At 60.3% G+C, this 19,746-nt stretch carries 17 protein-coding genes and 2 pseudogenes; 11 read left to right on the plus strand and 8 right to left on the minus strand.

Going from position 1 to position 19,746, the window contains the following annotated elements; translation table 11 throughout:
• Positions 1 to 469 precede the first annotated feature (469 nt).
• The 3 genes from ETW23_RS08665 (at position 470) to ETW23_RS08675 (ending at position 3,628) form a co-directional block, all read left to right on the plus strand.
• Positions 470 to 1,486, plus strand: a complete 1,017-nt coding sequence (locus tag ETW23_RS08665) for a C4-dicarboxylate TRAP transporter substrate-binding protein (protein ID WP_129370678.1) — start codon at positions 470 to 472, stop codon at positions 1,484 to 1,486.
• Positions 1,487 to 1,568: 82 nt separating this feature from the next.
• Positions 1,569 to 2,219 (plus strand): TRAP transporter small permease subunit, encoded by a 651-nt coding sequence (locus ETW23_RS08670; protein ID WP_129370679.1) that lies wholly within the window; start codon positions 1,569 to 1,571, stop codon positions 2,217 to 2,219.
• A 5-nt stretch (positions 2,220 to 2,224) separates the two neighbouring features.
• A complete protein-coding gene (locus tag ETW23_RS08675) occupies positions 2,225 to 3,628 on the plus strand; it encodes a TRAP transporter large permease (RefSeq protein ID WP_129370680.1) in 1,404 nt (467 codons plus the stop codon).
• Between the two features lie 102 nt (positions 3,629 to 3,730).
• Here the strand turns inward: ETW23_RS08675 and ETW23_RS25870 are convergent.
• Both ETW23_RS25870 and ssb read right to left on the minus strand, forming a co-directional pair.
• Positions 3,731 to 4,120: pseudogene (locus ETW23_RS25870) on the minus strand (hypothetical protein); the annotation flags it as partial.
• A 410-nt stretch (positions 4,121 to 4,530) separates the two neighbouring features.
• Complete coding sequence (ssb, locus tag ETW23_RS08680; protein ID WP_129370682.1) at positions 4,531 to 5,064, minus strand: single-stranded DNA-binding protein; 534 nt, start codon at positions 5,062 to 5,064, stop codon at positions 4,531 to 4,533.
• A 233-nt stretch (positions 5,065 to 5,297) separates the two neighbouring features.
• Here ssb and ETW23_RS08685 point away from each other — a divergent pair, with 233 nt between their 5' ends.
• The 4 genes from ETW23_RS08685 to ETW23_RS08700 all read left to right on the plus strand — a co-directional run bounded on the left by ETW23_RS08685 (position 5,298) and on the right by ETW23_RS08700 (position 8,019).
• A complete protein-coding gene (locus ETW23_RS08685; RefSeq protein ID WP_129370683.1) occupies positions 5,298 to 5,882 on the plus strand; it encodes a lytic transglycosylase domain-containing protein in 585 nt (194 codons plus the stop codon).
• Between the two features lie 117 nt (positions 5,883 to 5,999).
• Positions 6,000 to 6,374, plus strand: coding sequence for a hypothetical protein (locus ETW23_RS08690; protein WP_134829762.1), 375 nt, complete (start codon positions 6,000 to 6,002; stop codon positions 6,372 to 6,374).
• Between the two features lie 212 nt (positions 6,375 to 6,586).
• On the plus strand, positions 6,587 to 7,159 hold the full coding sequence (locus tag ETW23_RS08695) for a hypothetical protein (protein WP_167738103.1): 573 nt from the start codon (positions 6,587 to 6,589) through the stop codon (positions 7,157 to 7,159).
• A gap of 119 nt (positions 7,160 to 7,278) precedes the next feature.
• Positions 7,279 to 8,019, plus strand: coding sequence for a sulfotransferase (locus tag ETW23_RS08700; RefSeq protein ID WP_167738104.1), 741 nt, complete (start codon positions 7,279 to 7,281; stop codon positions 8,017 to 8,019).
• Between the two features lie 61 nt (positions 8,020 to 8,080).
• Here ETW23_RS08700 and ETW23_RS08705 read toward each other — a convergent pair.
• From ETW23_RS08705 to miaA, 6 genes and pseudogenes are all read right to left on the minus strand, one after another.
• Positions 8,081 to 10,169 (minus strand): annotated as a pseudogene (locus tag ETW23_RS08705) (dipeptide ABC transporter ATP-binding protein).
• A gap of 134 nt (positions 10,170 to 10,303) precedes the next feature.
• A complete protein-coding gene (locus ETW23_RS08710) occupies positions 10,304 to 11,518 on the minus strand; it encodes an ABC transporter permease (protein ID WP_129370688.1) in 1,215 nt (404 codons plus the stop codon).
• A gap of 15 nt (positions 11,519 to 11,533) precedes the next feature.
• Positions 11,534 to 12,586 carry an ABC transporter permease gene (locus tag ETW23_RS08715; protein WP_129370690.1) on the minus strand — a complete coding sequence of 351 codons (1,053 nt, stop codon included), beginning with the start codon at positions 12,584 to 12,586 and terminating at the stop codon, positions 11,534 to 11,536.
• Between the two features lie 122 nt (positions 12,587 to 12,708).
• Positions 12,709 to 14,373 carry an ABC transporter substrate-binding protein gene (locus ETW23_RS08720; RefSeq protein WP_134829765.1) on the minus strand — a complete coding sequence of 555 codons (1,665 nt, stop codon included), beginning with the start codon at positions 14,371 to 14,373 and terminating at the stop codon, positions 12,709 to 12,711.
• Positions 14,374 to 14,673: 300 nt separating this feature from the next.
• Positions 14,674 to 15,486, minus strand: a complete 813-nt coding sequence (locus tag ETW23_RS08725; protein ID WP_134829766.1) for an AraC family transcriptional regulator — start codon at positions 15,484 to 15,486, stop codon at positions 14,674 to 14,676.
• 137 nt (positions 15,487 to 15,623) lie between these two features.
• A complete protein-coding gene (gene miaA / locus ETW23_RS08730) occupies positions 15,624 to 16,484 on the minus strand; it encodes a tRNA (adenosine(37)-N6)-dimethylallyltransferase MiaA (protein ID WP_134829767.1) in 861 nt (286 codons plus the stop codon).
• A 129-nt stretch (positions 16,485 to 16,613) separates the two neighbouring features.
• Between miaA and pyrH the strand changes: the two genes are divergently transcribed.
• The 4 genes from pyrH to ETW23_RS08750 all read left to right on the plus strand — a co-directional run bounded on the left by pyrH (position 16,614) and on the right by ETW23_RS08750 (position 19,733).
• Positions 16,614 to 17,363, plus strand: coding sequence for a UMP kinase (gene pyrH / locus ETW23_RS08735; RefSeq protein ID WP_129370696.1), 750 nt, complete (start codon positions 16,614 to 16,616; stop codon positions 17,361 to 17,363).
• A 266-nt stretch (positions 17,364 to 17,629) separates the two neighbouring features.
• On the plus strand, positions 17,630 to 18,193 hold the full coding sequence (gene frr / locus ETW23_RS08740; RefSeq protein WP_129370698.1) for a ribosome recycling factor: 564 nt from the start codon (positions 17,630 to 17,632) through the stop codon (positions 18,191 to 18,193).
• 8 nt (positions 18,194 to 18,201) lie between these two features.
• Positions 18,202 to 18,960 (plus strand): isoprenyl transferase, encoded by a 759-nt coding sequence (locus tag ETW23_RS08745; RefSeq protein WP_134829768.1) that lies wholly within the window; start codon positions 18,202 to 18,204, stop codon positions 18,958 to 18,960.
• Positions 18,957 to 19,733, plus strand: coding sequence for a phosphatidate cytidylyltransferase (locus ETW23_RS08750; protein ID WP_134829769.1), 777 nt, complete (start codon positions 18,957 to 18,959; stop codon positions 19,731 to 19,733). Before ETW23_RS08745 ends, ETW23_RS08750 begins: the two co-directional genes overlap by 4 nt.
• Positions 19,734 to 19,746: the final 13 nt, after the last annotated feature.

Consider the following 19,746-nt stretch of genomic DNA (forward strand, 5'->3'; position numbering starts at 1 on the left):
ATTGGCAAGACAAACGACAACGCTGTGCCGTGGCTGTCAAACCGTTTCCTCCTGGGGCTAGATAATACCGCAGATTGAAAATTTGTGAATAAAACACCGATATCAAAGAGTTTATCTGTAAACGAATTTCAGGCCTTCAGAGGTTCTTGTAAATGATAGCGCATGCAAACGCATACCACCGCATGTTTTCATAAGCTTTTCTGTAAATTCCACCATTGGCCGTTTACGGCTTCCGTCCCCGTTATCTACCTGGCAGCGGCGTACTGCCGCAGCTTCCGGCGGCTTTGCACCTGCGGCAAATTGTGCCGGCATGAGCTGGGAACCACTGTTTCACCGCGCTGCGAGTCGCTGCGTCACCTTTCCCTCCGGGGGCTTGGCAGAGCGTATCTGTGCCGCTAGCCTGACCGTCAAGCGCACCACTCCGGTCAGATGCCGGATCGAAAAGGGCGCAATTCGGGAGAGTTACATTATGAACAGAATTCTGACCGCCGCTGTGGCGGCAACCGCGGGCATTGCGATGGCAGGCGAGGCCGCCGCGACCGAGTGGAACGTGTCCCTGTGGGGCAAGCGCCGGGCGTTCACCGAGCATGTTGAAAAACTGGCTGAGCTGGTCAGCGAAAAGACCGGCGGCGAATTTACCCTGAACATCAGCTATGGCGGGCTTTCGAAGAACAAGGAGAACCTTGACGGGATCTCTATTGGCGCGTTTGAGATGGCGCAGTTCTGTGCCGGCTACCACCGCGACAAGAACCCGTCGATCACCGTGCTGGAATTGCCGTTTCTGGGCGTGAACACGCTGGACGAAGAAGTGGCTGTGGCCAATGCGGTCTACGCACACCCGGCGGTGCAGGCGGATCTGGCACGCTGGAATGCCAAGCTGCTGATGACCTCGCCGATGCCGCAGTACAATATCGTCGGCACAGGTGAGCCGCGTGATGAGCTGGGTGAGTTCAAGGATATGCGCGTGCGCGCCACCGGCGGCATCGGCAAGGCGTTCTCGGCCGTTGGTGCGGTGCCGACCTCGGTGACGGCAACCGAAGCGTATAACGCGATGGAATCCGGCGTTGTGGACACGGTCGCCTTTGCCCAGCACGCGCATCTGGCCTTTGGCACCATCAACCGCGCAGACTGGTGGACCGCAAACCTGAACCCCGGCACCGTGAACTGCCCGGTGGTGGTCAACACCGATGCCTATGACGCCCTCAGCGACGCTGAACGCGAAGCGCTCGACAGCTCGGTCGAGGAGGCGATCGGCCACTACCTGGCCAATTACGGGGCACTGCTGGAGAAATGGGACGGCGTACTGGCCGAGAAAGGCGTCGAGAAAGTCACCATCTCCGACGACCAGCTGGCCGAGTTCCGCAAGGTCGCTGCCGACCCGATCCGCGCCCAGTGGATCGAGGACATGAGCGCGCAGGGCCTTCCGGCGCAGGAGCTTTATGACCTGGTGCAAAAGACCCTCAGCGATCACCGTTCGGGCAGCTGATCCTGACACAACACAAAAGGGGCCGGGCTGCATCAGGTCCGGCCCCTTTTGTCTTTGATTGTACATAGAGACGGGGGCGGGCATGGCAGGCAGCGCAGCAGTGCTGGAGGACGGCAGCTTGATCAGCAGGCTGGACCAGCGGTTAGTGAAAGCGGAGCGCCTGCTGGCGCTTTTGAGCGGCATCGCGGTGTTTTCCCTGATGATCCTGGCGGTGGTCTCGGTTGGCGGACGCAATGCGATGAACGCGCCGCTGCCCGGCTATGTGGACTGGATCGAACAGATCATGCCGTTGATCGCCTTCATGGGCATTGCCTATGTGCAGCGCGACGGCGGCCACATCCGTATGGATATTGTTGTCGGTGCCCTGCGGGGCCGGGCCATGTGGCTGTTTGAGCTGATCTCGGTCCTGCTGATCCTGCTGCTGATCCTGGCGCTGGTCTGGGGCAGTTGGTCGCATTTCCTGCGTTCCTTTGATTTTGCCGCCCCCTGGTGGAGCCGTGACAGCTCTATCGACATTGGCATTCCGATCTGGCCTGCGAAATTGCTGGCGCCGGTGGCCTTTGCAGTTCTGGGGCTGCGGCTGATACTGCAGATCTGGGGCTATGGCCGGGCGCTGGTGCTGGGGCTGGAAACGCCTGTGGCGGTGCCGCTGGTGCTCAGCGCAGCGGAACAGGCGGCGGCAGAGGCGGATCAATTGGCAGGCCATGACACCAATGGCAGCGGGCAGGGGTAAGGCAGATGGAACCCATTGAAATCGGCCTGTGGGTCACCGGCGGCCTGCTGGCCATGGTTGTGCTGGGGATGCGGGTGGCCTTTGCCGCCGGTCTTGCGGGCCTTATCGGCCTGATCTGGATCTTCTGGGCCAAATTCGGCTATGACCCGGCGCGGTTTGGCAAGGCTCTGACCGTTTCGGTAAAGATCGCAGGGCAGGTACCGCACTCCAAAGTGTCGTCACAGGCGCTGTCGCTGATCCCCACCTTCATCCTGATCGGCTATCTGGCCTATTATGCTGGCCTGACCCGCGCCTTGTTCGAGGCCGCCAAGCGCTGGATCGCCTGGCTGCCGGGCGGGTTGGCGGTCTCCACCGTGTTTGCCACCGCAGGCTTTGCTGCCGTGTCGGGTGCCAGCGTGGCGACCTCTGCCGTCTTTGCCCGTATCGCCATCCCTGAAATGCTGAAGATCGGCTATAACAAACAATTCGCGGCCGGTGTTGTGGCCGCTGGCGGTACACTGGCCTCGCTGATCCCGCCTTCGGCAATCCTGGTGATTTACGCCATCATTGTCGAACAGGACGTGGGCAAGCTGCTGCTGGCAGGGTTTATTCCCGGCGCCTTCTCGGCGTTGGTTTATGGTCTCCTGATTGTCGGCATCGCAGTGATCTTCAAATCCGTCGGCCCGCCGGTCAGAGGCTTTACATGGGGCCAGCGCTTTGCCGCATTGCCCGGTGCGCTGCCGATCATCTTTGTCGTCGTGATCATCATCTGCTTTGTCTACAACCCCTTTGGCGGCGACGCCTGGGGCACGCCGACCGAGGGCGGCGCGCTGGGGGCCTTTGTGGTGTTCTGCATGGCCGTCCTGAAGGGTATGAAATGGGCCGAGCTGAAGTCGGCGCTGCTGGAAACCGCCAAGCTCACCGTGATGATCTTCACCATCATCTGGGGGGTGCTGATCTATGTGCGTTTCCTCGGCTTCGCGGACTTGCCGGGGGCGTTCTCCGACTGGATCACTGCGCTGGAGATGAGCCCGATGGTGATCCTGATCTGCATCCTGCTGGCCTATGCGGTGCTGGGCATGTTCATGGATGCCATCGGGATGCTGCTGCTGACGCTGCCGGTGGTCTATCCGGCGGTGATGGCGCTGAACGGCGGCGAGAGCGTGGCGGCCGCAGACAGCGCCTTTGGCATGAGCGGCACCATGTGCGCGATCTGGTTCGGCATCCTGGTGGTGAAGATGGCCGAATTCTGCCTGATCACCCCGCCGATCGGGCTGAATTGTTTTGTGGTGGCCGGCGTGCGCGATGATCTGAGCGTGCAGGATGTGTTCAAGGGCGTGACCCCGTTTTTCATTGCCGACGCCGTGACAATTGCGCTGCTGGTCGCCTTCCCGGGAATTGTTCTCTACCTGCCGTCCTTGGCGGGATAAGGACGGGCGCTCAGGACACACCGATACAGACCGGCTTGGCAGGCGGCGGCGCAGCGCCTGATTGTGCAGCCTTGCTTTCCCTGTTCCCGGACAGACTTTTTCTACAAGTTCTGTGACAGGTAGGCCAAGCGCGGTCTTGCGGTTTAGCACGGCAATGCGGATGTGAATGTCTGCAACCTGCCGCTGAATATCTCCCGCCATGACGGATTGGCCATGGCAGATTTACTGAGCTGCTTGATGCAGCCGTCCAATCGGCGGGAGACGATCGCCCGGGTCGTTTTCCGGCCCGGCTCATATCCCCGATGCGGCCTGCGGCGGTGATATCCGCTCCATCGCCGTCATAGGGCGCGGTCAAGGTATCGCGATGCATGTACCGCCTCGTTTCAGGTGAAGATTCCGGCGCTCGCGGGCTTCCAAGGCTTGGCACTTTTTTCGAGGCGGTATGACAGCATGGATGTCTCGCGCGGCGATTGCATCATGGTATTTGCGTGTGCCGCGCTGCCCGGCAGGCGATTCTTGCACTACCGGCAGGCGTGGCAGCCCGCTGGTCAGTGCAATAGGCACCTCATCCGGCGGAATAAGTCCGTCCGTTTCGAACCCAGAGTTCGTCTTTTTTGATGCAATAAATGTTGTCTAAGGAGCGGCATCAAACCGTGGCAGGTCCACAAAGGCAGCGATGTAGACTGTTGGTGCGATCAATGGCTTGCCATCTTGTGCGACAAGCAAGGAAGTGGTTGGTCCAGTGCTCAGGGCAAACTGCGGATCGTCATGGTGATTGTTCACATCTCCATGAAAAGGGAAATACGAAACAGTGGTGTCCTAACGTGAAAGGGCTGGCAAATGCCAACCCTTTGCTTTTGTTGCTAAAGCGGAGGAACTTCACATTCCCAGAGCATAGCCCGTTAGAACGGGATCTCGTCGTCGTCGATGTTATGGGACGCGCCGCCGCCGAAATTGCCGCCGCCGCCACCACCGCTGCCGCCGCCTTGCTGGCCGCTGTCATAACCGCCGCCGTAACCGCCGCCCTGGCTGCCGCCGCCATAACCGCCGCCGCCGCCACCGTCTTGGCCGCCGCCGCCTTCACCGCGGCCGTCAAGCATGGTCAGGGTGGAGCCGAAGCCTTGCAGGACGATTTCGGTCGAATACCGGTCCTGACCGCTTTGGTCCTGCCATTTGCGGGTCTGCAGCTGGCCTTCGATATAGACCTTGGAGCCTTTGCGCAGATACTGCTCGGCAACGCGCACAAGACCTTCGCTGAAAATGGCCACAGAGTGCCACTCAGTCCGCTCGCGGCGTTCACCGGTGTTACGGTCTTTCCAGTTTTCCGAGGTAGCAATGCGCAGGTTGCAAACTTTACCGCCGTTCTGGAAGCTGCGCACCTCCGGGTCGCGGCCCAGATTGCCGATGAGCATGACTTTGTTAAGAGAGCCGGCCATAGGGTTCCGTCCTTTTATTCCTGAATGTCCTGTCCAGCACCGGTCCGGCGCGAATCCGTCCGGGCTGCTTGATTGGCACAGTACAGACCTGTGCAAGGTGAGGAAAGCAGCTCTCTGGGGATGATTTTGCAGGAGTTTGCGCTGCAATGATGACGGATTGCGCCGGTGTTGCTTTAAATTTCTTCTGTATTGGTTATATTTGCGCAAAGTGGGACAGTGTTGGGACAGCGGAAATGCGCAAAGCCGTTGCGGGGTTGGTGATTGCCATGGTCGGGGCAGGGCAGCCTGCCGCCGCCGATGTATTGAGCACCAAGAACCGGCGGGATTTGTTTTCCGCCCACACCAGGTTGCTGGATGGCCGCGCTGCCACCCAGTACAAGAACTCATCCCGGCTGCAGCCCAAGACATATCAGATCCCTTCAGCCGCGGGCACGCTGCCCTACAGCGGCAAGTACCGCGGCCAGTATCTGCAGCTGGCGCGGGACGCGGCGCGTCAGCACGGTGTGCCAGAAGATCTGTTCCTGCGCCTGGTGCAGCAGGAAAGCAATTGGAACCCGAACGCCAAATCGCACAAAGGCGCGTTGGGCCTGGCACAGCTGATGCCTGCAACCGCACGGGCGCTGGGGGTCAACCCCGCGGTGCCGCAGCAGAACCTGGAGGGCGGCGCGAGGTATCTGGCGCGGCAGTTCCGCAAATTCGGGTCCTGGCGGCTGGCATTGGCGGCTTATAACGCGGGTCCGGACGCGGTGAAGAAATACGGAGGGGTGCCGCCCTATAAGGAAACCCAGAACTATGTAAAGAAGATCTGGGGCAGCTGACGCGCAGTTTCATTAACCTGTGGGTAAGTTCCCTTAATGCCCCGTTAACTCCGCGCTAGTGTCACGCATTTGCCTTAAATTTTTGTGAATCTTCCCTCAAGTTCTGGAGGGAATGACTTGTACACCAACAGCTTTGATGAGCGGATCAACCGGATTGACTGGCAGCCGAGCGCGGTCCCGACGCGTCATATGATCGACAGTGTCCTGGCCAGCCGTCTGCCCCGGCAGCCGCGCAGTGCTGTGCTGAGCCTGGTCGGCGCCATTGTTGGTATTTTGATCGGCACCGGCCTCAAGGGAATGTCTTTGGCCGGATCTCCTTGGGGACCGGAAACCGGCCTTGCCGGTGCAATCGGCGGCAGCCTGGCGCTGGCTGGTCTGGCCGCTTCGGTAACGGCTGCCCTGATGGCTGCGGCCAAAGGAAATGAGGCGCCGCGGCTGATGCAGTTCGCCTCGATGAACCTGCTGATGATCGTGGTGGTGCTGCTCAGCTGAACAAGACGGCCCCTGTGGGAGTGGGGGACAGGCGCCGTGCTCTGGTGAAAGGCAAATGGCCAGATCTGTTGAAATTTGGCGCAGAAATAAAGAAAACGTTCTTGGGGCGCTGGAATGCGGCAGGGTTGCCGCGGTTCGTGCCTGTCGCTTAACGGCTGGTTCATCTGAATATTGCTATCTTGATGATGACCATGTTTCAGAAGGGAACCAGAATGACACTCCAAGGGTCGAATTTTCAATGCACTTCGGAAGCATCGGAAACCGATCTGGCGCACGCTGATCGGCTGATCGAGCAGAAGGATTTTGCCCAGGCCCTGCAGGTCCTGCTGCCTGTGCTTAAAAGCGGTGGGATAAATGCGGGCGTTCTGGACCGCGCGGCGGTTTGCTATCATGCGTTGGGGGATGCGCCGACGGCTATTTCTTTGCTGGAGTTCATTACAGGAAACTGGCCTGATATGGGGGCGGCCTGGGCAAAGCTCGCAGCGATGCGTCAGACCGCCGGTCAAATAGAGCAGGCAATTGGTGATCTGAAGAGTGCTTTGAGGATCAATCCAAAGCATGTTGGTGCGCTGGTGTCACTCAATAGGCTAGAGCCCTTTGCAGTCCAGAGCACTAACACCCGGCGTCTCAAAGAGCTTTCGAAAAATCGCAAGCTAGCGGCCAAGGAGCGCCGGATGGCGCACAATGCGATAGGAAATATCGAAGCAAAGGCTGGCAATTCTTCGCGCGCCTTCTTCCATTTTCTGAAGTCCAAGAAGCTGGGGACGGGGAATTTGATGCCGTAGGAACGCGAGCAAGGGTTCAGGATCAGAAACAGCGGTTCCAACCTTTTACTCATACAGAGGGAGACTCCACTGGTCCACGCGTCATCTTTGTCTGCGGCCTGCCGAGAAGCGGAACCACTTTGGTCGAGAATATTTTGCTTCGGCACAGCAAAGTAGACAGCATCGGCGAAAGCGAAGCGCTGAAGCAAACATTGTATGCGGTTCGCGCGCAGTGCATTTCGCGTGGGCTGGGGCAGGGGTACTGGGACTGGGCTGGCCTGTTGGAGCCGCAAGAACGCGAGTCCTTCCGGCAGCTCTATTTCCAGCGGGCGTTCCATGCACGGTCTTCAGAAGCACCAGTGATTGTTGACAAGATGCCGCTCAACTGCCTTGCGCTGGGGTTGGCGCAGCATCTGCTGCCGGACGCGCGGTTTGTGTTCATGTCCCGCCACCCGTTGGATACTGGCCTATCCAATATCATGGCAGATTTTGCTCGGGGCAATGCGTTTACCCGACGAATGGATTGGCTGGGCGAGATGACCCGGCTGGTCTATGACTCTGCTTGGGACTATCAGGACAAGCTTGGCGACCAGTTCAGGGCGCAGTCCTACTGCGCGCTAGTTAGCGACCCACAGCCGCAGATCGCCCGGCTTCTGGAGCATTCGGGGCTGGAGTGGGAGGAAAGCTGTTTGTCCCCGGAAAAGTCCAGCAAGGCTGTGGTTACTGCTTCGTTAGTTCAGGTCCGTAAGAAGATCAACACCGCAGCGCTGGACAAATGGAAGTCCTTTTCTGCACAGCTGGAGCCATTAAAAGTATCCTTAGGCGGCGATGAATGGATCGCTGAATGGGAAAACTGGGACCACACGCTGCACGGCGGCTAGCAGCGGAAACAACAACGGGCCGGGGAATTTTCCGGCCCGTTTGGTTTCGTGTGAGTTGCCTTCACTCCGCTGCGATTTTGATCACAGGTGTCATGCGCTCCAGCACCTCGTCGCTAAGGTGGCATTTGATCTGATGGCCGTCTTCCAACTGGCGCACAGGCGGCACTTCCTTATCGCACAGGCCTCCAGGCACTTCGGACTTCCAGCGGCAACGGGTCTGGAACGGGCAGCCCGGGGGCGGGTTCATCGCCGAAGGGATGTCGCCCTCCAGCACGATGTGCTCTTTCTCGATCGAGGTGTCGGCGATCGGAACCGCGCTCAACAGTGCTTCGGTGTAGGGGTGGTAGGGCGGCGAGAACACCTGATCGGTGTCGCCCAGTTCCACCACATGGCCGAGATACATCACCATCACCCGGTCGCTGAGGTAGCGCACGATCGACAAATCATGGGAGATAAACAGCAGCGTGGTTTTCTCCTTGCGCTGGATCTCCATCAAGAGGTCGGTCACCGCCGCCTGCACCGACACATCCAACGCCGAGACGGGTTCGTCCGCCACCACAATACGTGCACCGCCGGCAAAGGCGCGGGCGATGCCCACGCGCTGCTTCTGGCCGCCGGACAGCTGCCGCGGCATCCGGTCGGCAAAGGCGCGGGCAGCTTTACCAGGTCCAAAAGCTCCAGCATCCGCTTTTTGCGCTCGGCTTCAGAGTTGCCGATGCCGAAGATTTCCAGCGCCCGTATGATCTGGCGGCCAACCGACATTGACGGGTTCAGCGTGTCGAAGGGGTTCTGGAACACCATTTGCACGTCCGAGACGGTCCTGGTGTCGCGCTCCTCGATCGGGATCTGTTCGATGTTCTGATTGTCCAGCAGGATCTGGCCTTCGGTTGCGGTTTCCAGGCCCATCAGCACTTTGGCAAAGGTGGACTTGCCGCAGCCGGATTCGCCGACGATGGCCAATGTTTCAGATTCGCGGGCCTCGAAGCTAAGCGTTTCGTTGGCTTTTACCACCTTCTTCTCGCCGCCCCGAACAGGGCGTTGGCTGCGACCTCGTAGTATTTCTTGAGGTTTTCCATCTTGAGAACAACCTTGCCAGGCGCGGTTTTTTCCTTCGTCTCAGCCAAGGTGATCGGGGCGTTCCAGTCGATTTCCTGAAACTTCAGACAGCGGGTTTCATGGCGGTCGTTGCCATGCACCGGCGACATCGGGATAATCATTTCCTGATCGCAGCGGCCTTGTTCAAAGTAGTCGCAACGCGGCCCGAAGTTGCAGCCATTGGGCCGTTCGTGGGGCAGGGGGAAGTTGCCGGGAATGGCCACCAGCGGGCGCGAGTTCTTGTCGGCACCCGGCAGCGGGATTGAGCGGAACAGCGCCTGGGTATAGGGGTGCTGCATTTCATCGAACACATCCGCGATCGAGCCGCGCTCAACCGCTTCGCCGGAATACATCACGCAGAGGCGGTCGCAGGTTTCCAGCACCAGGCCGAGGTTGTGTGAGATGAACAGCATCGAGGTGCCGTATTTCTTACCCAGATCCTTCACCAGCTCAACCACCGCAGCCTCAACCGTCACGTCGAGCGCGGTAGTGGGTTCATCCAGGATCAGCAGCGACGGTTTCGACATCAGCGCCATCGCAATCACGATGCGCTGCTGCTGGCCGCCCGACAGCTGGTGCGGGAAGGAGTTCAGCATCCGCTCCGGGTCGGGCAGGCGCACGTCGGTCACCACTTCCATCGCCCGGTTGTAGGCTTCCTTCTCGCTGACGCCCTCGTGGATCATCGGCACTTCCATCAGCTGTTTGCCGATTTTCATCGCCGGGTTGAGCGAGGCCATCGGCTCCTGATAGATCATCGCGATCTCGTTGCCGCGGATGTCGCGCAGTTCTTCGGCGCTCATCTCGGCCAGGTCGCGGCCCTTGAACTTGATGGTGCCGCCGACAACGCGGCCGTTCTTGCCGAGGTCCTGCATAACCCCCAGCGCCACAGTGGATTTGCCGCAGCCGGACTCGCCGACCAGCCCGACAGCTTCACCCGGTTGCACGGCTACGGAAAAGTCCATCACCGCTGGAATCTCGCGCAGGCGGGTGAAGAAGGAGATCGACAGCTTGTCAATCTCAAGGATCGGGCCGTCGTATTCTTCCATTTTGCTCATGTTTTTGTCTCCCTGTTGAGGCTGGAAGGGAAAGACCCCTTTCTTCTGGCCTCAGGTATCCCGGGGGCTGCCTGCTGTGGCGCCACTGGTTCAAGACCAGCTGGCGGCGGGGCTGGCCCCCCGGGTTTGTCGCATCAATCCTTCAGGCTCTCTTCGCGCAACCCGTCCGCCAGCAGGTTCAGACCAAGAACCAGCGTCAGCAGGGCAAAGGCAGGCGGCAGCGCCGGGTGCAGGTAGATCGACAGCAGCTTGCGCCCGTCATTGATGGTCGATCCCCAGTCCGGGCTTTCCGGCGGCAGGCCAAGGCCGAAGAAGCCCAGGGTGCCCAGCAGGATGGTGGTATAGCCGATGCGCAGGCAGAAATCGACGATCAGCGGGCCACGGGCGTTGGGCAGGATCTCCCACAGCATGATGTACCAGGGACCTTCGCCGCGGGTTTGCGCTGCGGCCACATAGTCGCGGGTTTTGATGTCCAGCGTCAGGCCGCGCACGATACGGTACACCGTGGGCGAGTTGACAAAGACCACCGAGACAAACACCACCAGGATACCGCCGGGAATGTCGAACATATCCATCGCCCGGGGCAGGCCCCAGATCGCGTATTCCGGCGTCTTGATCAGGTAACCGCCGTTGGAGACCAGCTGCAGGTAGAACCAGATGATGGTCCCCAGCACAACCGGAAGCAGCCAGTTACGCAACTTGGGCCGGGTGTAGTAGCGCGAGTTCAGCAGCACCCCGACAAAGATGATCGGGAACACAAACAGCACGATGGCCATATAGTTCGGAACACCGGTGGCGACGATTTCCGGGGTCACCAGCAGGTAGAACAGCAGGATCACCGGGAAGGCCAGGATCAGGTTGGCTGCAAACGACAGGATCGTGTCCAAGCGGCCGCCGTAATAGCCCGCGGGCAGGCCCAGGGTGATCCCCACCATAAAGGCAAAGACCGCGGCCATCGGGGCAATCTTGATGACTTCCCAGGCGCCCTTGACCAGACGGCTGAAGACGTCGCGGGCCAGGTTGTCGCCGCCCAGCAGATACCATTCATACTGGCCTTCTTCGGGGTTGCGAAGCGGGGTGCCAGGCACCTTGTTCTTCATGCCCGAAAGCTGGCTTAGCGGGTCATGGGTGATGATCATGTCCATGGCGCCGTAGACACCGGTGAACACCCAGAACATCACCAGGCCAAAGCCGATCATGCCGATGGGGCTGTCAAACAGCTTGCCGTACAGGCCAAGCCGCCGTTTGAAGCCGATCGAGAAAGCGTAGAGGATCACCAGGGAAATCCAAACCGGAGACAGCTGGTAGATAATACGCCCTGCAATTTCAATTGCGCTAAGAGGTTCCATTCTCTGCTGCCTTCCTTAAGAGATCCGGATACGCGGGTTCAGGTACACATAGCCGATGTCCGAGATCAGCTGTGTCACAAGAACCACGACAACTGAGACCACAGAGACGGCCAGCAGCAGTTCGATGTCGTTGTTGCCTGCGGCTTCCACCAGGATCCAGCCGAAGCCCTTGTAGTTGAACAGGGTTTCAACAATCACCACGCCGTTCAGCAACCAGGGGAACTGCAGCATGATGACGGTGAAAGGCGCAATCAGCGCATTCCTGAGCGCGTGTTTCAGAACGATGTTGTGAAAACTCACACCCTTAAGGCGGGCGGTGCGGATGTATTGCGCGGTCATCACCTCGGTCATCGAGGCGCGGGTCATCCGGGCGATGTAGCCCATGCCGTAAAGCGCGATGGTCAGCACCGGCAGGAAGAAGTTTTCAAAATTCGGATTATCCATCGCCGAGGTGGCGGTGCCCTTGAACCATTTCAGGCCGACGGTGGAAGATGTGAAGACAGCGATAAAGATCACCCCGGACACATATTCCGGCGTTGCCGTCGTCAGGATTGAGGCCGTCGAAAGGCTTCGGTCCGTCACCGATCCTTCGCGCATCCCCGCCAGGACGCCGATGATCAGTGCCGATGGGATCATCAGGACCAGCACCCAGAACATCAAGCGGCCGGTATTGCCCAAACGCACTGCCACGATGGAGGAAACTTCGTCTTTAAAACGGGTGGAATAGCCCCAGTCGCCCTGCAGAATACCGCAAAAGGTTGAGGCTTCGGCGGCCACTTCGGCTGAAACGGTGCCTGTCATGCACCGGCCGCTGTAGCCGTCTTCAGTTTCGCGGGTCCAGCCGGGCAGGACACCCAGCCATTGGCCGTATTTTGAGACCATGGAGCCGCCATAGCCGTTGGCATCCAGCCAGCTGGCCACGGCCTCATCCGACATCCGGAAGTTGCCCTGGGTTTTGGCGAGTTTCTCAAGGTTTGGGTAGAGGTTCGTCAGGAAGAACACGATGAACGTCAGGCACAAGGCCGTCAGCAGCATCACGCCTGAACGTCGGAGAATGAAAAGTCCCATGGGGTCCCCTGTCAGTCTGGCGGATCGGACCCGGCTGCAGGTGCGGGTCTCTTATCGTATGAGCTGGAAAGCACCGCCCCATCCGGGGCGGTGCGGGTGCCGGGAGCCTGTTAGGGCGTGGCTTACGCCGCCCAGCCCCATTTGTAGTGGTGGTGTTCGAAGGACACGTGCATGTCCGCGCCGACAACGCCTTCGCGCATATGGCGGTAGAGCGAACGCCAGTAAGGCTGGATGGTAACGCCTTCTTCCTGGATCAGCGCCTGGCCTTTGGCAGAGATCTCGCGGCGCTTGTCGGCGTCGGCGATCGACAGAGCTTCTTCCAGCAGGGCGTCGAATTCAGCGTTTTCCCAGCCGAATTCGTTCCAGGCTTCGCCGGACTTATAGGCCAGGGCCCAGATCTGCACACCCAGCGGGCGGTGGTTCCAGTTGGTCGAGGAGAAGGGATATTTCACCCAGTCGTTCCAGAAGGTCGAGCCGGGCAGAACTGTCCGCTTGACCTTGAAACCTGCGTCGCGCAGCTGTGCGGCCACGGCATCGGTGGTGTTCCGGCGCCAGTCGTCGTCGATCGACAGGATTTCATGTTCGAAATCCATCATGCCGGCTTCTTCCATCAGCGCGCGGGCACCTTCAGGATCGACCTTCTGCGGCGGCAGTTCGGCGTATTCCGGGTGGATCGGGCCGACATGGTGGTTTTCCGCGGGTTCACCGCGGCCGCCATAGCCGAGTTCAAGACAGACGGAGTTGTCGACAGCCATCTGAATCGCCTTGCGGACGCGTTTGTCTGCATAGGGCTTCTTGCCATCGATTTCCGCCAGCTGGTTGGTGCGGATCACAATCGAGGACATGGTCACAACTTCGGACTTCTTGTAGCCAAGACCGTCCATCACGTCGATGAATTCACCAACTGATTCATAGAGCATGTCGACTTCGTCGGATTCCAGAGCGGCCAGCCAGGACGACGGGTCGGTGCCGAAATCGACGTATTCGATACGGTCCAACGCAGGTTTGCCGTAAATCGCTTCTCCCCACCAGGTGTGGTTATCGTTGCGTTCCAGGGTCGCCTTCACGCCCACTTCCAGTTCTGTCAGCAGAAACGGGCCGGTGCCGACATTGGTCAGGAAATCATTGGTCTGGAAGGACGCGTGAACAATCGCCGCCGGATAATCCGCCATGCCCGCGATCAGCGAAATGTCGGAATTCGGCAGGTTCAGCTTCACGGTGTGGCTGTCGACCACTTCGATGCCGCCTTCAATCGCCTGGCCGGCTTCTGTGTCGATCAGGGTCGCAAAGCGGCCGGCCATCGAGTTGCCTTCCAGCGACTTGTCGCACCAGCCTGCAATGTTGCGGGCCACGTCTTCGGCGGTGAAGTCGTCGCCGTTGTTCCACTTGACGCCTTTGCGGACGTTCAGCGTGTAAACGGTTGCGTCCTCATTGACTTCCCAGCTTTCCAGCAGCATGCCGGTGATAGAGCCGTCATTGTTGTATTCAACCAGGTATTCGATGGTGCCGCGGGTCTTGTTGGCCATCTGCGACCAGTCAAAGGTGCGCGGGTCCTTCAGCGGGCGGACCTCGGTCTGGATGCGCAGGGTTCCGCCTTGTTTTTTCTCTTCAGCAGCCTGCACCGGTGCGGCCATGCCGATCATGCCGTAAGCAGCGCTGGCAGCCACACCAAGCGCGGTGGCGCGGGTCAGGAATTCACGGCGGTCGAGCTTGCCATCCAGCACTTCTTCGGCGTGCATCTTGGCGGCCCAGTGTACCGGTGCTCCGTTGATTGTGTCGTTGGTCATTTAGGTCTCCCTGTTATCCCGTTTGGTCATTTGTCTTGCGAAACGGATTTTGGCCCGGCGGCGTGCCGGGCGTTTTTGTTTAGCGTTTTGGATTAAAGTTTCCCCATGGCTGTATTCGGGCAGAGATATGCCGTTTCGTCAATGCACAGTTTCGGCGTTTGAAGGTAAAATTACGACATTCGGGGTGTCGTTTTCCCGAATTGAAACGGTATGCTACTGAATACTGTTCAAAACTGCCCAGTAACCGGTGTGAAATCCGCACTTACTGGAAAACATGCAAGAATCTGCAAGCGGATCAAACTATTGTGACTTCTTGCGGGCGGCTTTGCGCACTGCGCTGGGGGTTTGACCGGCGTGCTGGGAGATGAAGCGGGTGAAGTAGGCGGCGCTGCCAAACCCCAGATGAGCAGCGATGTCGCGGATGGGCAGCTCAGAGCTGATCAGCAGCGTGCGCGCGGTGTGCAGCTGGCGCTCGGTCAGCAGGGCTGCAGCGGTCTTGCCGGTCTCGGCCTTGCACACCCGCGTCAGGTGGGTTGGCGTCACATTCAGCGCGGCCGCGTGACCGGCCATGGCGGTCTGGGTGCCGGGCAGTTCGGCGATGCGCAGGCAGTAGGCCTGGCACAGGCGCTGCGCTGCGGTCTGCCGGGCAGCCCGTCCGGCGGGCTCCGGTTGCCGGTGCAAGGCAATGGCGGCCAATTCGCAATGGGCCTGAACGGAGCGGTGCCAGAGCAGATTCTGCTCGTTCTGCTCGCGGCTGATGGCTTCGAACAGGGCGGTCAGCCTGGCCTGGTCCTGAAGGCTGGCGAACCGCTTCTGGACCGGCGTTTCCGGAAACGGCAGCGGCAGCGGGCCGGATACTGACAGAACCTGCCCCAGGCACTGGCGGGTGAATTCGGCGGACCACAGCGTGCCGGCCGGAAGAAATATGGCGCTGTAGGGGCCAAAGCCGCGCTGTGCGCCATTGACACAGATACGCCCCTGTCCGCGGGTGATCCAGATCAGCAAGTGTTCGCGGCGGGTATGTGCCAGCCCGGTCTGCCAGGCGCCATCTGGGGCAAGCCGGGATAAAGGGGCGGCGTGAATGTCGCCGGACAGGGTCGGATCAAATGGCATCAGATATCTTAGGCACAGGAACAAATACGATCTGCTGCAACAGGGCATGAATCGCTGATTCTGGCAAGTTTCCGCCGGCTAGCGCCGAAAACGTCTAAATATTTAGAGTTTATGCCGGCTGGCTGCCCCGGCGGCGGTCAGGCCAGGGCCACCTGCTGCCAGTCTTTCATGCGGGCGCGGAACCAGCTGCGCTGACGCTTGGCGAACCGGCGGGTGGCGATGGCCGCGCGTTCTTCTGCCTCGGCCAGCGAAATCCGGCCTTGGCCATAGGCCATCAATTCCGGAACGCCGATCGCCTTGCAGGAGGGCAGGGCAGGGTCAAAGCGGTCCTGCATCGCGCCGATCTCCTCCATGGCGCCCTGATCCAGCATCTGGCCAAAGCGTTTGCGGATACGGGCCTCCAGCCAGGATTTCTCTGAGTTCAGCACCAGTGCGGTGCAGCCGGACAGCGGCAGCGCCGGGGCGGGGGTGTCATCCTGCCAGCCGGCCAGCGGGCGGCCGGTGGCCTTCAGCACTTCCCAGGCGCGCTGCACCCTGGCCCGGTTCTGCAGATCGATGCGGGATGCGGTCTTGGGGTCCAGCTCTGCCAGCAGCGCCTCAAGGGGCAGGCTGTCGCCTTCGGCGCGGACCTCGGGCGGGGTGGCAGGAATGTCCGCCATGCCGTCTGTAAGGGCGGTGAAGTAAAGCCCGGTGCCACCGGTGATGATCACCCGTTCAGGCCCTTTCAGCAGCTCCAGCACCTCGCGCAGCCAATGGCCGGCGGAATAATCTGCATCATAGGGCATGTGCCCGTAGAGCGCGTGGGGGGCCTGCGCTTCTTCCTCTGCCGAAGGACGGGCGGTGATCACCCGCCAGCAATCATAGACCTGGCTGGCATCGGCATTGACGATGATGCCGCCCTGGCGCGCGGCAATTTCAAGCGCCAGCGCGGACTTTCCCGAAGCGGTGGGGCCGGCAATCAGTACAGGCAGATCCGGGTTGATGTCGGGCAGGTTCATTCAGGCGTGATCCGTCTCTTAAGTCCAGTTCCGCAAAACTGTGCGGAAAGCGCGCAGCGCGGATTGAAACCGGCGGCGAATTGCTTCATTTTGCGCGCAAACTAACCCTCACATCTTCTGGAGCGCAACATGCCTCAACCGCAAGACAAGCCGGAGCTGCATCCGGCCGCCGCCTATAAACGCGTCATGCTGAAAATTTCGGGCGAGGCGCTGATGGGCGATCAGGGGTTCGGCCTGCATCCGCCGACCGTGCAGCGCATCGCCCGCGAAGTGAAATCAGTGCAGGAGATGGGCGTCGAGATTTGCATGGTGATCGGCGGCGGCAACATCTTCCGCGGCCTGTCCGGCTCGGCTCAGGGGATGGAACGGACCACCGCTGATTACATGGGGATGCTGGCAACCGTGATGAATGCGCTTGGCATGCAGTCGGCGCTTGAGGAGCTAGGGGTGTTCACCCGGGTGATTTCGGCAATCCGCATGGATGAGGTGGCCGAACCCTATATCCGCCGCCGCGCCGTGCGCCACCTGGAGAAAAAGCGGGTCTGCATCTTTGCGGCAGGCACCGGCAACCCGTATTTCACCACCGACACCGCCGCCACCCTGCGGGCCAATGAAATGGCCTGCGAGGCAATATTTATGGGCAAGAACGGGGTTGATGGCGTCTATGACAAAGACCCCAAGGAACATGCCGACGCCGTCCGTTATGACGAGATCAGCTATGACGAAGTCTTTGCCAAACGCCTGAAGGTGATGGATGCGTCAGCCATTGCGCTGGCGCGGGATAACAATCTGCCGTTGATCGTGTTCCCGCTGGATGAGCCGGGCGGCTTCCGCGGCATCCTGGCCGGCAAAGGCACCTATACCAAGGTTCACGGCTAAGCCCTGATCCGGGACTGAGGAAAGACGCGGGCCCATTGCGGCCCGCGTTTTTTTTGCTTCCGGCCGGGGCAGATCCCTTGGCGGGGCAGGGCATTTCCGTGAAATCACCGGAACGCAGGCTAAATTTCCTGGATGACAGGAGAGACCGGCAAGGGGGCAGGATGCAGTCCCGGCGGCGGCAAATCCTGGCCAACATCGCTATACATCAGCCTTCCAATGGCTTATGAGCCAAGGGAAGACCGCCTCAGATAAGGGGAGAGAGCAGAATGTCTGATGATTTTGAACTGGATACCGACGACCTGAAGCGCCGTATGGACGGTGCCATGGCCAACCTGCGGACCGAATTCGCGTCCTTGCGCACCGGCCGGGCGTCTGGCTCGATGCTGGAGCCGGTGATGGTGGATGCCTATGGCTCGATGACGCCGATCAACCAGGTCGGCACTGTGAACGTGCCGGAACCGCGCATGGTCACCATCAACGTCTGGGACAAGGGCCTGGTCGGTAAAGTTGAAAAAGCAATCCGCGAATCCGGGCTGGGGATCAACCCGCAGCTTAACGGCACTATCATCATGCTGCCGATTCCCGAGCTGAACGAGGAACGCCGCCGAGAGCTGACCAAAGTTGCCGGACAGTATGCCGAACATGGCCGGGTTTCGATCCGCAACGTGCGCCGCGACGGCATGGACCAGATCAAGAAGGCCAAGGCTGACGGCATGTCGGAAGACGATCAGAAGTTCTGGGAAGCCGAAGTGCAGGAGCTGACCGATAAGATGATCAAAGCTGTGGATGAGGCGCTTGAGACCAAGCAAGCCGAAATCATGCAGGTCTGACCGGCAGTATGCCAGGAGATGCAAATCCGCAATTGAGCGCCGCCGGAGAGTCTCCGGCGGTCCGTTCCGGCCCGCGCCATGTGGCCATCATCATGGACGGCAATGGCCGCTGGGCCCAGGCCCGCGGGCGGCCGCGGCTGTTCGGCCACCATGCCGGCGCGCGCCGGGTGCGTGAAGTTGTTGAGTGCTGCCCAAGTCTGGGCGTGAAATACCTGACTATCTTTGCCTTCTCGACCGAGAACTGGAAACGCACCCAGACCGAGGTCGCAGGCCTGATGAGCCTGTTCCGGCGTTACATTTCCAAAGAAATGAACGCTTTGGCCGAAAAAGATGTCCGGGTGCGCTTTATCGGCGACCGGGTTCGGCTGGATGCCAAGCTGATCGATCTGATGGACAAGCTGGAACAGAAGACCGAAGGCAACGACGGCACCCAGCTGACTATTGCGCTGAACTACGGCGGCCGTGACGAGGTTGCCCGTGCCACCAAGCGGCTGGCGCAGGATGTAGCGGATGGCCGGCTTGATCCCGCTATAGTCGATGAAGAAACCCTGCCGCGGTATCTGGACACCCATGTGCTGCCGGATCCGGATCTGGTGATCCGCACCAGCGGCGAGGCGCGGATCTCGAACTTTCTGCTGTGGCAATCGGCCTATGCGGAATATGAGTTCATCGACACGCTGTGGCCGGATTTCTCCGGCGAGGAGCTGGCGCGGCTTTGCAATAGCTATGGCAGCCGCGACCGCCGGTTCGGGGCCGTCAAAACATGAGTGCCGCCAAGGGCCGCTGGGCCGACCTGCTGCCGCGGGCCTTGTCTGCTGTGGTGATGGTGGCTGCGGGCGGATATGCCGTATGGGCCGGCGGGCTGGTGTTTGATGTGCTGATTGCGCTGTGCAGCGGCGGCATGGTGTGGGAACTGGTGCGGATGCTTCAGCCTGCGCGCAGCGGCACTGCGCTGCAGCTTGGCGCAATCTCTGCCGTTGCGGTTCTGCTGGCGTCGTTCCTGCCCGTGCTTTGGGTGCTGCCGGTCTTGGCGGCCCCTGTGGCGGCAGGGTTCAGCCAGATCCGCGAGCGGCGGCAGTATTTCACCGGCTTTGCCTTGTGGGTTCTGCTGGCGGGCTTCGGCTTTATCTGGCTGCGCGGCCAGATGGGAATGGCCTGGATGCTGTGGCTGATCGGCATTGTGGTGGCCACCGACATTGCGGGCTACTTCGCTGGCAAGGCAATCGGCGGGCCAAAGTTCTGGCCGCGTGTCAGTCCCAAGAAAACCTGGAGCGGCACTGCAGCGGGCTGGCTTGCGGCGGCTATCGTCGGGGCGGTTTTTGCCGGGCAGATAGGTCTGGGCTATGGCATCGTGGTGCTGTCGGTGCTGCTGTCGATGGCCAGCCAGGCGGGTGACGTGGCCGAGAGCGCACTGAAGCGGAAGATGGGCGTCAAGGATTCCAGCGGGCTGATTCCCGGCCATGGCGGCCTGTTCGACCGGTTCGACGGGATGCTGGGGGCTGCGGCGATGTTCCTGGCCGTGACCGCCCTCTGGGGATAACCAGACAGGAAAA

Origin of the sequence: Leisingera sp. NJS201 (assembly GCF_004535885.1) — a bacterium.
Classification (GTDB): Bacteria; Pseudomonadota; Alphaproteobacteria; order Rhodobacterales; family Rhodobacteraceae; genus Leisingera.